The 15496-nt window shown below is 38.2% G+C and carries 10 protein-coding genes; 9 read left to right on the top strand and 1 reads right to left on the bottom strand.

Annotation, left to right across the window (positions count from 1 at the left end):
* Nucleotides 1–97 precede the first annotated feature (97 nt).
* The 7 genes from JKA74_RS18070 (at nt 98) to JKA74_RS18040 (ending at nt 7443) form a co-directional block, all read left to right on the top strand.
* The gene (locus tag JKA74_RS18070; RefSeq protein WP_201432638.1) at nt 98–802 is read left to right on the top strand and encodes an FRG domain-containing protein; all 705 of its coding nucleotides are present in this window, start codon (nt 98–100) and stop codon (nt 800–802) included.
* Between the two features lie 98 nt (nt 803–900).
* Nucleotides 901–2088 carry an SIR2 family protein gene (locus JKA74_RS18065; protein WP_201432637.1) on the top strand — a complete coding sequence of 396 codons (1188 nt, stop codon included), beginning with the start codon at nt 901–903 and terminating at the stop codon, nt 2086–2088.
* A 187-nt stretch (nt 2089–2275) separates the two neighbouring features.
* Nucleotides 2276–2755: a hypothetical protein gene (locus tag JKA74_RS18060; RefSeq protein WP_201432636.1), complete on the top strand. Its 480-nt coding sequence runs from the start codon at nt 2276–2278 to the stop codon at nt 2753–2755.
* A 452-nt stretch (nt 2756–3207) separates the two neighbouring features.
* On the top strand, nt 3208–3789 hold the full coding sequence (locus JKA74_RS18055) for a TetR/AcrR family transcriptional regulator (protein WP_201432635.1): 582 nt from the start codon (nt 3208–3210) through the stop codon (nt 3787–3789).
* 59 nt (nt 3790–3848) lie between these two features.
* Nucleotides 3849–4640: an SDR family NAD(P)-dependent oxidoreductase gene (locus tag JKA74_RS18050; RefSeq protein ID WP_201432634.1), complete on the top strand. Its 792-nt coding sequence runs from the start codon at nt 3849–3851 to the stop codon at nt 4638–4640.
* Nucleotides 4641–4881: 241 nt separating this feature from the next.
* Nucleotides 4882–6678, top strand: coding sequence for a tetratricopeptide repeat-containing sensor histidine kinase (locus tag JKA74_RS18045; RefSeq protein WP_201432633.1), 1797 nt, complete (start codon nt 4882–4884; stop codon nt 6676–6678).
* Nucleotides 6679–6699: 21 nt separating this feature from the next.
* A complete protein-coding gene (locus tag JKA74_RS18040) occupies nt 6700–7443 on the top strand; it encodes a LytR/AlgR family response regulator transcription factor (RefSeq protein WP_201432632.1) in 744 nt (247 codons plus the stop codon).
* A 189-nt stretch (nt 7444–7632) separates the two neighbouring features.
* On the opposite strand, the gene JKA74_RS18035 is transcribed toward JKA74_RS18040, so the two are convergent.
* On the bottom strand, nt 7633–8451 hold the full coding sequence (locus JKA74_RS18035) for a hypothetical protein (protein WP_201432631.1): 819 nt from the start codon (nt 8449–8451) through the stop codon (nt 7633–7635).
* A 351-nt stretch (nt 8452–8802) separates the two neighbouring features.
* Between JKA74_RS18035 and JKA74_RS18030 the strand changes: the two genes are divergently transcribed.
* Nucleotides 8803–14976 (top strand): LamG-like jellyroll fold domain-containing protein, encoded by a 6174-nt coding sequence (locus JKA74_RS18030; RefSeq protein WP_201432630.1) that lies wholly within the window; start codon nt 8803–8805, stop codon nt 14974–14976.
* Nucleotides 14977–15030: 54 nt separating this feature from the next.
* A complete protein-coding gene (locus JKA74_RS18025) occupies nt 15031–15477 on the top strand; it encodes a hypothetical protein (protein ID WP_201432629.1) in 447 nt (148 codons plus the stop codon).
* The last annotated feature ends 19 nt before the right edge of the window (nt 15478–15496 follow it).

Genomic DNA, 15496 nt, shown 5'->3' with positions numbered 1-15496 from the left:
TGTTGTCGGTTAATGAAAAATACAAAGTAAGTATGTGTGCCTGGAGGTGCACTTAGCGAATTATTGGCAACAACTCAAAGATTGATTGTACTAAAATATGGATACACAAATAATTAAAAAGTTCCTTGACTATTTAAAACTTATAGAAAATCTAAAAGTTGACACAGCAGAACTTCTTTTATTTCGCGGGCAATCGAGTAATGATCCACTATTACCTTCTATAGCCAGAAAAGAACCGAAAAAAGATACAACCGAATTAGAAAGACAAATGCTTAAAGAATTAATTCGTCAAACTAATACTAAGATAAATGGACAACAATTCGATGAGTGGGATTGGCTAATTTATGCTCAACATTACGGAATGAAAACAAGGCTTTTAGATTGGACTTCCAATCCATTGACTGCTTTATGGTTTGCTTGTTCGAATCCATATAAAATGAACAGCGATTCTTATGTATACATATTTTTGCACGCAGAAGAATTCTTATTGGATAAATCCAAAGAAAAATCTCCATTTACTAGATCAAAAACAAAAGTTTTGAAGCCAACTTTAAATAACCAAAGAGTTATTTCGCAATCTGGATGGTTCACTGCTCATAAATATTCTAAAACAAATGAAAGATTTGTTGATCTTCGGTCGAATAGAGAAATGAAAGAAAATATTATGGAAGTTCAAATTCCTAATGAAATAAAAACTAAGATTTTAGAAGGACTCAATCTTTTCGGAATTAATAACAAAAGTTTATTCAACGATATTGGAGGAATTTGTCAGCACATAAATTGGGAGTTTACGGCAAGATGAGCAGTATAAAAACAATGCTTAAATCACGCTAGCTCACACTGTTGTTTACGGGACGTTAGCGGTCACTTTAACAGACACGGTAAACATTAAAATTTTAGATGATAGAAAATAAGAAGAACATAACTATTTTAACTGGTGCTGGACTAACAGCAGGAAAAAATTTTTTTGGAGTTACAACCGCTGGTTTGACTAAGGCTTTTATTTCTTACAACCACACTGACCTAACTGACGATAAAGAACTTATGTTCTTCATTTATTCAGAATATTGCTTTTGGAATAAACTTGACCCGACAAAACTTGACGACAATCTTTCTAAAATAAACTTTGAGACAATATTGCAAATGATTGAAGAGTTGTTTTCATATGTTGAAGATGTTGAAAGAACTCATCATAAGCACAAATTTCAAAATAGCGTAAAAAACACAATATACTCCCTTAATCGCAGATTGTTTTTTAGAATAAATCAAGTCCGAAATCCTAAGTGGAAAGACTTATCTTATTTCTTTATTGAAAAAATCTACAATCATCTTATTGACGAAATTGTCCGACACCTAAACCCTCATAACAAAGACACCAACAATGTAGGAATGTTAGGGTTCAAAGATTTTCTAAACACTCAATTTGACAAGAATACACACTCAAGACGAGTTTACACTTTAAATTATGACAACTGGTTAAATAGATATGACAACTATTTTGACGGATTTGTAAACGATAAATTTGACTTTAAAGAAGTTATCAATAATCGGATTACAGATTGCCATTACAATCTTCACGGTTGTATTCTTTGGCACAGACAATCAGTTTGCGAAAAATTAGCAGAACCAGAAGAACGAAAACACATACAAAGTTTTGACGGTTATACCATTTCAAGAGAAGCACTTCTTCCTTCGCCTATAATTTCTGGCTATAATAAACTGACAAGAATAAATTCAAGTCCACTCTTAGAAATATTTCATTCACTAACTTCGGACTGCGTGACTGCAAATAAAGTTTTAATTATTGGTTACAGTTTCAGCGACCCTCACATAAACAACAATCTTAAATTTATTGACAAAGGAACGAAAGTTATAGTCGTTGTATATTACGACAAATCTTGTTTAACAGACACAAAAAGCGACTTTTACAGAATGACATGGGGATTAAGTGACATATTTGCAGTTCAGTTTAGTAATCTCGTAATTAGAAATGAACTTAATCACACAGTTGACAGTGATGACGGGCGAGTTTCTGTTTTTATCAATGGTATTGGTCAAACATTTTATGACGAATATCCGAAAATATAAAAACAGAACCGCTAAACAGATGAAGATATCCTAACAGGCCAAGTGGGCAATTAAGTTGACGACCCAACCGACATTGAAGCTTGATAAAACAAAAATTAACGCGAAAACAGCAACAATTGACATCACGACTGAACTTTAGACCAAATAGCCGTTGATTTTCCTCCGAATACAAAATATTTTCAACATAATGGCATCGAAATTAGTCAAATACTTCTTCTACCTTTACTTGCTTATGCTTGTTGGCTGCACCACAACTACATCACCTCTTCAAGAAAAAGAAAAAAGCCTTGTCGGAAATTGGAAGAAGCCAGTAGATAATGGACAAGTGCAAGGATGGTACATGGAGTTTCATGAAGACCGCACTGGTGTTTTTGGACCAGCTATCAATGTCCATGGGAAAGTAGGAATTGAACCTTACATGTCGTTCCTGATGAAAGACTGGCGAATACAAAACGACACACTGTCTATTCAGTTCGAAATGCGGTCGGGTTACGCGCTCTATGGCCCCGATGGAAAGAAAGTTGAAAACGATAAGCCAGGTTTTGCCCGCTACATTGTTTGGGAGGCATCCGACACAGTGCTTGTCCTTGAAGATCTCATTGGAGAATTTCCCGGTATGAAGGACCGTTTAATAAAGTCGGAGAAATTGGAACTTTTGAGTAATTAAATTTAGCCGGTGGATGTGGACGGCATTAGAGAATGTTAAAAGACAGATTGAACAATAAGGCAACGAACACCATGTATAGCATTAAAAGTGGAAAAATCCTATTCCAGCCGGGTTCCAAATTGAGGAATATGTTAAAGACGCTTACCTATAAAAAGGTTTAGGCTTTTATCCTCAAATTACCCTTCCCAAAGTGCCTGCTTTGGGAAAGGCAAAAAGCACGGCATCTTTTTGAAAAAAGGACAGCATCTTTTCACCAAAACCAAGCTTCCTTTTTCCCAAAACCAAGCTTCTTTTTTTTCAGAAGCAAAATAGTGCCTTTCTGCAGCGGAAGGGGTATATTTTAGTCTTATCCATACCAATGAAAAGAACATACTTATCTTAAAAAAAGTGTTAATGAGTTGATGGTGATGTTTAATTTCATATTTTTGTAGTGATCAATACAAAAAATAACAATGAGGGGAAGACCGGTACTGTACAACGACAAACACTTGATTGAAAAAGCACAGGAAATCTTTTGGAAAAAAGGTTACACCGCTACCTCCCTGGGAGATTTGCTTAAAGTGACAGGTGCAGGGAGCGGAAGCTTTTATAATACCTTCAAAGGAGGGAAAAAGGAAGTATTTCGAAAATCCATTCTTCAGCGAAGAGAAGCTTTTAACCAATTTAAAAAAGAACTGAGAGAAAGCGAATCACCGCTGGATTTGATTAAAGACTTCTTTAGAAGCATTGCGCAAGCAGATAAAGAAACACATCTAAAAGGTTGCATAATCGCCAATTCTGTAGTGGAAATGGCTCATGTTGACAATGATCTGGAACTGGAGGCGGTAAATATCCTCAAGGAAGTGGAACAAATGTTTTCGGATGCTATTCGAAAGGCTCAGGAATTACAAAAAATCAATAATCACACGGATCCGCAGATTCTAGGAAGATACCTCATCACATTTTGGTGCGGTTTAAATACCTTAAGGAGAATGTACCCAGACAGGGAAACACTTCTTCATCAAATAGAAATGCAATTGGCTGTCATCAGCTAATTTTTTTCGCTATTTATGGAATGATTAATACAAAATAAATATTTATAAACTTAGATTTCATGGACTTAAAATTAGATTCAAAAAAAGCTTTTATTAGTGGCTCTACACAAGGGATTGGCTTTGCGATTGCCCGCCAACTTTTAAATGAAGGAGCCAATGTAATTCTCAACGGACGAGAAGAAAAGAAACTTAGTAAAGCAATAGAAAAATTGAAGCAGGAATTTCCTCAACGGGCTGTTTCAGGTATTGCAGCCGATTTTTCTAATACCGAAGAGGTACATATCCTTCTGAATCAGTTGAGCGACATTGACATTCTTGTCAATAATGTTGGGATTTTTGAGTTGAAAGCCTTTGAAGAAATATCGGATGCTGACTGGATGAAAATTTTTAATATCAACGTGCTGAGCAGTATTCGCTTATCGAGACATCTTTTACCTCGTATGTTGGAGCGAAATTTTGGGCGAATTATTTTTATAACCAGTGAATCAGGAGTGAATGTCCCTGCTAATATGATACATTATGGTATGACCAAAGCAGCTATGTTGGCAGTCAGTAACGGCCTGTCTAAACTGACAAAAGGAACACATGTCACCATCAACAGCATTTTGGGAGGACCGACCTATTCTGATGGAGTAGCCACCACAGTGGAACAAATTGCAAATGCACAGAAAATGCCGGTTGAACAAATGAAAGCTGGCATCATCCAACAGACAAACCCTGATTCACTCTTGCAAAGATTTATAGATCCAACTGAAATCGCATCTTTAGCAGCATATTTGGCAAGTCCTCTTTCTATTGCCACAAATGGGGCCTCCTTACGTGCTGATGGAGGGGTTCTAAAACAGGTTTAATTTGAAAAGAATATACTATTTTTCTCCTACGGAAGTTTCGAAGGCCGGTGAACGTTAGTGCGGAGTTGACAAGAACTTTAGGGTTGGTGTAAACACCATTATCAATCTATTCTTTCCCAAGTGGTGTTAATGCAATATAGAGGCCCTTTCAATCTATGACCATCTGCTTTTTATTTGAAAATAGATTTATTTGATTAAATTGCATAACTATTTAATGAGGCTATGCCTTTATGGTCACCAAATGATAAGCTATCTGAAATCACGATTATTTTTAGGGGGGTTAAAGTTTGGGGTTTTATTTCTCCTATTAGTTTCAAATAAGCCATTATTCTGCTTTGAATTAGAAGAAGCTGACAGCACATCTATTGAGACAATACTAGTAAAAAGCAATAAACTTTTATATAATAAGACTGATTCTGCCAAGATTTTGGCCGAAGAAGCACTAAATCTTTCAACGCAAATAAACTATCAGCGCGGCATTGCCAATTCTCTAAATGTACTTGGCGTAACTTATGATATTAATGGTGATTTTGCTAAGTCGTTTTCAACCTATAAGGAAGCAGTTGAAATTTATAATCGGATTGGCGATGAAAGAGGTGCTGCTAATTGTCAGGCAAACATGGCTATTTTATTAAAACAGGATGGTAAATATGATGAGGCGCTCGTTTATCTTTCTAATTCACATGATTATTATGTGAAGTCAGATGATAAAAAGCATATGGCTAGCAGTTTAATGACGATTGGGAACCTTTTATTAGCCAAAGGGGATAATTTAAACAATGTAATGTCAAAACTGGAGGAAGCAGAAGCAATTGTCAGAAACCTTAATGATACCATTCTCATATGTTCAAGCGTCAATTTACAAGGTGACGCGTATCTGAAATTCAATAAATTACCCGAGGCAATTGCGCGTTATCAAACTGCAATTGATATTATAAAAAACCTTGATAAGCCGTGGAATCGTGGTTATTCACATTTGGGTTTGGCCAAAAGTTATTTAAAATCAAATCAATTAGATCATGCTCTTCAAAATTGTGTCGAAGGGTTAAAGCAATATGGGGTCATACATCACAAATTTGGGATTATGGAGCTATATGAGATTAGAGTGGCAATTAATGAAAAGCAAAACGATTTGCCCCAGGCAATTGCCAATTTACGTATTGCTCAGATGTATAAGGATAGTATCTATAATGAAAAACAGTCTAAGCAAATCAGTCATATCAAGGTAGAATATGAAACCGAAAAAAAAGAAGCCGAGATTGCCTCTTTGTCGCAGCAAGCCGAAATAAAGGATTTGGAAATAAGACAGAAGAATCAGACAATGGTCATTGGGCTTATCGCAATTTCACTCATTACAGCAGTCGTCTATTTTGTATATAGACAAAGAAAATTCAAAGATCAGCAATCACGTACGGAGCTGGAGCAGCGTTTTCTGAGATCACAACTAAACCCTCATTTTATTTCCAATGCCTTAATGGCCGTGCAGAATTTTATGTTGAAGAATGAAGCTGAAAAAGCCTCTACTTACTTAGCCAAGTTCTCAAAATTGATGCGCGAAATATTGGAGAACTCCCGTCAGGAATTTATCCCGGTCGAAGATGAAATACAAATGCTTACCAATTATTTGGATATCCATAGACTGCGCATGAATGAGTCTTTTGATTATAATGTGGAGATAGATGAAAACATTGATGTAGAAACAGACACCATACCTCCTATGTTTGTTCAGCCTTTTGTTGAAAATGCTATTGAACATGGAATTATTAATGCAAAAGGACAGGGCTTAATTGTCCTCAAATTGGTCAAAGAAGGTGAATATATAGCCATAGAAATAAGTGATAATGGTGGAGGGCTAATTTTTGGAGCACAGAAAATAGATCACAATTCTTTGTCTACTACCATTATTCAAGAGCGCATGGCATTATTTAATAAATCTCTCAAAAACAAAATCCAATTGATTTGGGATAACATTAAAGATGAACATGGAGAAATACAAGGAACAAAAGTAGAGTTGAAAGTTCCTTTCAGTTACCTTTGATTCCAATTCATGATAGATGTTATGCGCATAATTTTAATAGATGATGATGCCGTAGTTCGCGACAACCTCAAAACGTTATTGTCGATCTATTCTCCTGAAAGTGTGGTTATTGCCGAGGCTGATGGGGTAAAAACAGGTTTGGCCTGTATAAAAGAATATAAGCCGGATTTAGTGCTGCTTGATGTTGAAATGAAAGACGGCACCGGGTTTGATTTGCTTTCATTTTATGGCAAACTGGACTTTAAAGTAATTTTTGTGACAGGTCATGACGGGTATGCAATTAAAGCTTTTAAATTCAGCGCCATAGACTACGTTTTAAAACCCATAGATCCTGATGATCTTGTTTCTGCTTTAAAAAAGGTTCATCAACCGGAAGATTCTGATGAGCAAAATTTGAAAGTCGCCAATCTGGTCCAAAACAAAAAAACTGACTTTGCAGAGCAAAAGATTATTCTTAAAGACGCAGAAACAGTCTATTTAGTGGCAGTAAAGAATATCATTCGATGCGAATCAGAAACTAATTATACCCGCTTTTATCTTGTTGATGGCCGAGTATTAATGGTTTCGAAAACACTCAAAGAATATGACATGCTTTTTGATGATCAATCATTCTTCAGGGCACATCAATCCCATTTAATTAATTTGCGCCATTTCGATCGTTATGAAAAGCGGGATGGAGGATTGGTATTCATGAAAGATGGCAGTACCTTGCCTGTAGCCGTAAGAAAGAAGGAGTCGTTAATGGCAGCACTGGAAAAGTTATAATTACTTCTTGAGGAAATCCCTGATTATGCTCTGATTAAATAGAGGCCGTTTCAAAAGCCTTCCACTTGTGTCATCCTGAACTTGATTCAGGATCCCCTCATTGGCTACTGCGCATTTGAATGGGATTCCAAATCAAGTTTGGAATGACGACTGGGCTTTTGAGACGGCCTCATGCCTGTAGATACCTTTCTATGCAAAGAATTTACTAATGGCTTTGCCAATTTTACCAATAACGCCTGAAGAAGCCACTACTCCTGCAATTATATGATCATCTATTTTATCAGCTGATAATTGACCGTCAGTAGCATCCCAGGCTACAGATGCAATCATTCCACCTACATCTACTGCGGCTGGGTGAGCGGCAAAAATTTCAGGATTATTCAGACCGTTTAAATCAAAATATTCGTGGCTTTCCCAAAATTCAACGGATCCTTGAGTAAGGTATAACATTCCTCCAACTACTTCTTTTTCTACACTATTTCTGAAACTTGTTTGTTCAAATTTTGAAATTAAACCTGTTAGGAACGCTTTTGATTCCTCATCATAAGGCGTGGTTTCTTTGAAGTAATATGAAGCCAATGTGGAAATGATATTTTTTCCTTCTTTACTAAACGCACTACTCGACTGAATAATGGCTACCTGTTCTTCAAGATAATGCACGTTAAAAATGTCACTATATGAAAATTGGCTGCTTTGATAAGAAAACCAAGGATAGGAACAGTTTTGAGTGGTGATGAAAATCTGTGCGGTAAGCTCAGATGCATCGCTGAAGCTATCAAAATTCCAGGAATCAGATTCACTCATGACGCAACTAAGAAAGTCATTATGTATCATTCCAAATTGTTGATAGTTGATGATGTTAGAACCTGATGCTAAACTGGTAATATTTTGTGACGGCTCTTCATTAATGTCGATGGATTTGGAAGTAGTGTCGAATTCAAACTTTTCGCAAGAGAAAGTTAGAGTGCCAAGCAATGCTACAAGTAAAAGACGTTTTAAAGTTTTCATTTTTTTGTTGTTTATGTGAATTGATGAGGCAAAACAAATGCGGAGGAATATAATAATTAGAATGAATGATTAACCGTCAGTACTTTTTGAGAGTTCGATGATGTTTTATAAGAATTTGATCAATGATATCAATTAGAATGATATGCCAATAACAGTTACCGATGTTTGCCCAAAAGACAAGGCTCGCTTGAGCGAACAGATTGATTTTATAATAACCAAAATCAAATTTTAACAATATCCTTACGAATTCTCGTTATCTTCTCACGAATTCTCATCTTCAAAAATTACTGCTTTGTATTACCATAGGTTTGAGATTGATTATAAATATTAATGTCATCAATCTCAATTACCATGAAAAAACATTTACTCATACTCTTTGGAATACTCATAAGTATTCAGTCCTATGGACAAATTCCTACCGCAAATCTCAATAAGGAATATTTATTTACCAATGGCAGTTTGCAAAATGTGATTACGCCAGGTACCAATGATTTGACAGCCTCTGGCAGTGTAAGAACCAGCATACCTGATTTTATAGACGAGGCTGATAATGCACTATCTCTTAATGGAGATTCTTTTACTGCCGGTTATAGAGGAACAGGAACCAATGGTGATGGTGCCGGAGAACTAACATTGAGTTTCTGGATGAAAACATCAGTCAATAGTGCTACAGCCCAAACCATATTTAAGCAATATGGCGCTTCGGGTTTTGGTCCGTACGGGTGGAATGTTTACCTGCTCAATGGTAAAGTTAAACTTACTTCAAAAGCGCTCATAAATGGAAATGCTGTTACACCGGAAATATCAGCTGAAAGCGCGATTATTGCTGATGGTAATTGGCACCATATTGTTTGTGTAGTTGATAGAGTCGCCATATTTTATGGTGGTTACTGGCAGTATGGGCCACGTGTAACTTTGTATTTAGACAACGTTTCGCAAGCCACCCAATCTACTGGCGGGGCTTCCAGCGAGCCATTGGTATATATAAATCCATCAGCTGAAAATGTGTATTTGGCGCCATCAGGTTCGCCATACACCGGAGCTATTGATAATATTAGATTGTACAACAGTGAATTGGTTGCAGCAGATAGAAATAATTTATTTAATGAGTTTTACAGTTCAGTTACTAAGTTTTATGTAAATAAAAATGCTACCGGAACTAACAGTGGTGTTACCTGGGAAAATGCATTCACTGATTTACAAACAGCACTTCAAAGGGTAACTACCCAGCAAATATGGGTGGCCAAAGGAACCTATACGCCAGATGCAACAAGCAGAACGGCCACTTTCAGTATTCCAGCAGGTGTCACCGTTTATGGTGGATTTAGTGGTACGGAATCACTATTATCAGAAAGAGATTTTATCAATAATAAAACCATTTTATCAGGTGATTTACTTGGCAATGATAATGGCGCATGGAGCTATACGGCTACAGAAAGGTCTGATAATTCATTCCATGTTGTAACCTTAGCAGCCTCAAATTCTGGATTGGACGGAGTAACAGTTAGTGATGGGCACGCCAATGGTGGCGCAAATGACAATGTAGGTGCTGGTATTCTTAAAAGTTATACGAGTACTGCTATCGTTTTAAATAATTGTACAATCGAAAACAATGTAGCGACTTCAACAGGAGCAGGCCTATTAGGTAGGTTTGATGGAGGAGGAGTAACATCTATCAATGTCAATAATTGTATTTTCAAAAGAAATATGGCCACGTTGGGAGCATCGTTTTATGGCTATAAAGCTGCCGCAGGAAATATGGATATTAAATTTGTTAATACCTTGTTTGCTGAAAACAAGGCAGTTAATAATGGAGCTTCATTGGGTTTTGCTGGTAGTGCAATTATATATCGTACTTATCGGGCAGGATTCACCACCAACTTTGATATTATAAACTGCACTTTTGCCAATAATGAGGATATCGGAACTGACGCATCTATGAGTAGTAGCAACCGCTCAGTAATTGGTGTGTCGCAATTAACTTCCTCTGTCATCAATGCCAGAATTTATAACAGTATTTTTTGGAATAATATAGAAGTAGGTGGTGCCACTTCTAAGGCGGTTCATTCTTTTTTTGAAAATCCACCAACAGTACTCGAAGCAAATAATTCAATTGATGAAGATGCCTTTTCTTATGTGTATGTTAAAACCAATACCAGTAATGCTGATCCCTTATTTATAGATAGCGCCAATGGTGATTATTCTTTAGAATGTAACTCTCCGGCCATAGATGCAGGTGATGCTACAGGCTTAACCCTTCCTGCGATAGATTTAGAAGGTGACGATAGGATTCTTACTACTGTGGATATGGGAGCCTATGAATTTAATAACGTATTAACTGCTATTACAGCCATTACAAAAGACATAACGGTGCAGTTAGATGCCAGCGGCAATGCAATCATAACCCCAGCTTCAGTTAACAAGGGATCAGGCTCTGTTTGTGGTACTGCCTTTACACTTGGTTTGAATAAATCAACTTTTACGTGCGCAGATATTGGGGCAAACGTTGTGACTTTAACCGCCACAGAAACTTTAAGTGGCAATAGTGATATGGCAACAGCTACCGTAACAGTACAGGATGCCTTAGCTCCAACAGTCATTGCCAATGATATAACAGTACAATTAAATGGAAGTGGTACGGCAACTATCACTCCTTCACAAATAAACAATGGTTCAAATGATAATTGCACCGTAGCAGGGTCTCTTCAGTTTAGTCTTGACATAACAAGTTTCGATTGTTCCGATTTGGGTGTAAATGTGGTTACATTAAGCGTAGAAGATGCTTCTGGCAATATTGGAACGGCAACCGCCAATGTTACGGTAGAAGATAATGTCAATCCAGTAGCAATAGCTCAAAATATCTCCATTCAAATAGATGCTACTACAGGTATTGCTGCCATCTCTGCAAGTGATGTAAACAACGGCTCATCAGATAATTGTACAAGTGCATTAACACTTAGTTTGTCTGATACCGAATTCACCTGTGATGATATTGGAGTAAATTCGGTTACACTAACAGTTGAAGATGATAACGGAAATCAGGCAACAGCAACAGCAACAGTAACGGTAATTTCTGCAATTGATGACGAAATAGTAATGGCTACAAATCCTAATATTTGTGTTGATGGAAGTAGTACGACTATTACAACAGCTAGCTCTGTAAGTGGTATCAATTACTATTTGAGAAATAGCAGTAATAACACCATCGTTCAGGGACCAATTGTAGGTACTGGCAGCGGACTAAGTTTCAATACTGGAGCTGTAAATCAAGCGAAAACATTTCATGTATTTGGCGAAACAACACCGCCAGACAACTTGGCCTTAGATTTTGATGGAATAAATGATTTTGTGTCGACCAGCTTTGATGCATCATTTAATTATAACAATGGTTACACTTTAGAAACCTGGGTGAAGACTGTTTTACCTGTTACAGCAAATTATCCAATTTTCACGATTGCTAATTCCACAAAGAGTGATTTAGAAATATATATCCAGAATGCATCGAACAAATTGACAGTCGTTCATGACAGAGGTGACGCTATGGGCTATAGAGAATATGGGGCACCACCAAATAACCAATGGTTTCACCTGGCAGTTTCTTATGATGGAACAACAGGCATGAGCGTATATTATGATGGTGTGCTACAAGCGCCACTAAGCAATACTATTACTCAAGCCATGACAAAAACAGCTGGCCTTTCCGTGTCAATTGGACATATTTCAAATCCAGCTTTTGGTGCAAGTGGCGCCCGATTTAAAGGAGGACTAGATGATTTCCGTATGTGGAATGTAGTTAAGTCTGGTGCAGACATTCTTGCGGGCATGAATAATTGCCTTACAGGTCTGGAGAATAATTTGGAAGCCTATTTGAATTTCAATGAAGGTAATGGTACTATTGCAACTGATTTAGCCAAAGGCAACAATGGGACTTTGATAAATATGGACGGTAATACGGACTGGGTAACTGGTCCTTCAATGTCATGTGGGCAAATATGTGGTTTCCAAATGAGCACGGAAATTACACTAGGAGATGATCAAATAAACCCTACCGCCATTGCACAAAATTTAACTTTACAATTGGATGCCTCTGGCAATGCAACATTAACCCCATCTAGTGTTAATAATGGATCTACAGACAACTGTACAGCCTCTGGCAACCTTATTTTGAGTCTTGATAAAACCACTTTCAATTGTACTGATTTGGGTGCCAATACCGTGACGCTAACTGTGGAAGATGCATCTGGTAACCAAGGGACATCAACGGCTACCGTTACAGTGGTAGATGGTTTAGCACCTGTTGTTGTTACGCAAAATTTAACTATACAACTAGATGCTTCCGGTAATGCCGCGCTATTAGCTTCCGCTGTTAATAACGGATCTTCCGATAACTGTACTGCCACAGGCAATCTTACTTTGAGTTTGGACAAAACAGCTTTTAATTGTGCTGATTTGGGAGCGAATACAGTTACACTCACAGTTGAGGATGCACAAGGAAATCAGGGATCGGCCAACGCTACCATTACCGTGGAAGACAATATTGTCCCAACGGCAATCGCGCAGAATATTACACTGCAATTGGATGCAGCAGGCAATGCCACCTTGGCTTCATCAAGCGTTGATAACGGTTCTACTGACAACTGTACCGGAAGTCTTACCTTGAGTTTAGATAAAACTGACTTCAGTTGTGCTGATTTAGGTACGAATACAGTTACACTCACGGTGGAAGATGCCTCCGGAAACGCATCAACAGCAACTGCCACAGTAACTGTAGAGGATAATATTGCTCCAACCGTTCTTACGCAGAATATTGTTGTAAACCTTGATGACAATGGCAATGCCACAATGACTGCAGCGCAAATCAATAACGGCTCTACTGATAATTGCACTAGCACCAATGATCTCATTTTGAGTATCGATATCACTGCTTTTACGACAGCAGATTTGGGCGCAAATACTGTTACACTTACCATAGAAGATGCCAATGGCAATAGCAGCAGCAATACTGCTACCGTCACTATAGAAGAGAAGACAAATCAGACAATCATGTTTAATACCTTGTCAGCTAGAACTTATGGAGATGCAGCATTTGATTTATCAGCAACAGCCAGTTCCACCTTGCCAGTATCCTATTCAGTAATCAGCGGGCCTGCAACTGTTTCAGGTAGCACAGTAAGCATAACAGGTGTTGGTAATGTTACTATCGAAGCGTCTCAAGCGGGTGATGCTACGTTTGCAACTGCGCCAGCTGTGCAGCAGAGTTTTACTGTAAACCAAGCAATATTGACTGTTACTGCGGATGATCAATCTATCACTTTTGGTGACGCCATACCAACGCCAACCTTCACTTATAGTGGCTTTGTCAATGGTGAAACAGTTTCGGTTTTAATAGAAGAACCGACTATTTCGACAGCCGCCAATGCAAATAGCGATGCCGGGAATTATGCAATATCCTTAAGTGGAGGTAGTGCAGTTAATTATGTACTTACACTTGTAGATGGCGATTTAACCATCAGCAAAGCAGACCAGGCAATTGCTATTGAAGCCATTGCAGATAAAAACATAGATGATGCCTCTTTTAATGTCGTGGCCACTACCACAAGCGGCCTTGCATTAACTTATGATGTGAGTGGCCCTGCCACTATTGCGGGAACCACCATTACCCTTGGCGGAACAGACGGAACGGTAACAGTAACGGTAAGTCAGGCAGGAAACATCAATTTTAATGAAGCTACTGCTTCCACTACTTTTGAAGTAATTGACAACAGCAAACAAGTGCAGGCCATCACCTTCACAGCTATTGGGGAAAAAACCTTTGGGGATGCAGCATTTGATTTAAATGCAACGGCCAGCTCTGGATTGACAGTTGTTTATTCTAGTTCAGATGAGACCGTGGCCACCATCAATGGCAGCACAGTAACTATAACAGGGGCGGGGAGCACTACAATAACGGCCACCCAGCCAGGTGATGCTGATTTTAATGCGGCAAGTGCTGTATCACAAACTCTTACCGTTAATAAAGCCTCGCAAACCATCACATTTGTAGCAATAGAAGGGCAGTTCCTTGAGCAAGGTTCCATCATAGTTTCAGCAACAGCGAGCTCTGGACTTGAGACGACTTTGATCTTGGTCAGCGGGCCTGCCACTCTAACGGGTGATGTAGTTTCCTTTACAGGCTCTGGCATTGTTGTGATCAATGCCTCACAGGCAGGAAATAGCAATTATCTAGCAGCAGCTGACGTGCAAAGGAGCTTTGAAGTGGCTACTGTACTGGGAGTAGGCGATAATTTGCAAACCGTTAAGACAACTGCATATCCAAATCCGGCAGTTGATTACATCACGGTGTCCGGTATAGTTGAAAATGCCCAGCGGATAAGTGTGATGGATTTGAAAGGGAGTATTCTGTTTCAGGTGATGTCGCCATCATCAGAAGTGCAGCTTAACATGTCTCACCTCAAGAAAGGCATGTATGTCATTGTTATCGAGACAGCAACAGACCAGTCTCAGCTAAGGGTATTTAAAAATTAAAACCAAGGGCAAGGCATCTGTCTTGCCCTTTCTCAAATAAAAAAAACAGAACAGATGAAGAATTTAAAATACATTTTATCAATATTGATTTTGGCTACAATGACTATTGTGGCCGGTTGTAAAAGTGACAGCTCAGATCCGGCACCTGATGCCCTGGCGCTACAAAGGGAATTACTTATGAATGAGGGGAAATCCTGGATAATTGGAACCGAAGGAATAATTAAAGATGGCTATGATGTGAGTAGCCAGTTTCAGGGGTTTTCGTTGACCATAGGTCAAAATACATTTACCACCGTCAACAGTTTGGCGTCAGCTTGGCCGGAATCTGGTAATTGGAAATTTGACGAGGACAATGAAAATATAATATTAAGAAGTGATAGAGTTATTATAATGGTGGCTGTCACAGCAACCACCTTGCGGCTTACTTTCACAGTAGGGGGTGAAAATGGACGTTTTGCAGGCTTGGAAGGTGAATACGAATTTAATCTCGTGAGTCAGTAGTAATAGATTTGTCAGATTA

This window comes from Marivirga aurantiaca, assembly GCF_016679925.1.
Taxonomy (GTDB): domain Bacteria; phylum Bacteroidota; class Bacteroidia; order Cytophagales; family Cyclobacteriaceae; genus Marivirga; species Marivirga aurantiaca.
The sequence above is the reverse complement of the archived record's forward strand: the minus strand, read 5'-3'. Positions and strand labels throughout refer to the sequence as shown.

Excerpts from the sequence above, each read along its gene's own strand:
- JKA74_RS18070 (WP_201432638.1), top strand. The coding sequence starts at position 98 with ATGGATACACAAATAATTAAAAAGTTCCTTGACTATTTAAAACTTATA.
- JKA74_RS18050 (WP_201432634.1), top strand. The coding sequence starts at position 3,849 with ATGGACTTAAAATTAGATTCAAAAAAAGCTTTTATTAGTGGCTCTACA.
- JKA74_RS18040 (WP_201432632.1), top strand. The coding sequence starts at position 6,700 with ATGCGCATAATTTTAATAGATGATGATGCCGTAGTTCGCGACAACCTC.
- JKA74_RS18060 (WP_201432636.1), top strand. The coding sequence starts at position 2,276 with ATGGCATCGAAATTAGTCAAATACTTCTTCTACCTTTACTTGCTTATG.
- JKA74_RS18045 (WP_201432633.1), top strand. The coding sequence starts at position 4,882 with ATGATAAGCTATCTGAAATCACGATTATTTTTAGGGGGGTTAAAGTTT.
- JKA74_RS18025 (WP_201432629.1), top strand. The coding sequence starts at position 15,031 with ATGAAGAATTTAAAATACATTTTATCAATATTGATTTTGGCTACAATG.
- JKA74_RS18035 (WP_201432631.1), bottom strand. The coding sequence starts at position 8,451 with ATGAAAACTTTAAAACGTCTTTTACTTGTAGCATTGCTTGGCACTCTA.
- JKA74_RS18065 (WP_201432637.1), top strand. The coding sequence starts at position 901 with ATGATAGAAAATAAGAAGAACATAACTATTTTAACTGGTGCTGGACTA.
- JKA74_RS18055 (WP_201432635.1), top strand. The coding sequence starts at position 3,208 with ATGAGGGGAAGACCGGTACTGTACAACGACAAACACTTGATTGAAAAA.
- JKA74_RS18030 (WP_201432630.1), top strand. The coding sequence starts at position 8,803 with ATGAAAAAACATTTACTCATACTCTTTGGAATACTCATAAGTATTCAG.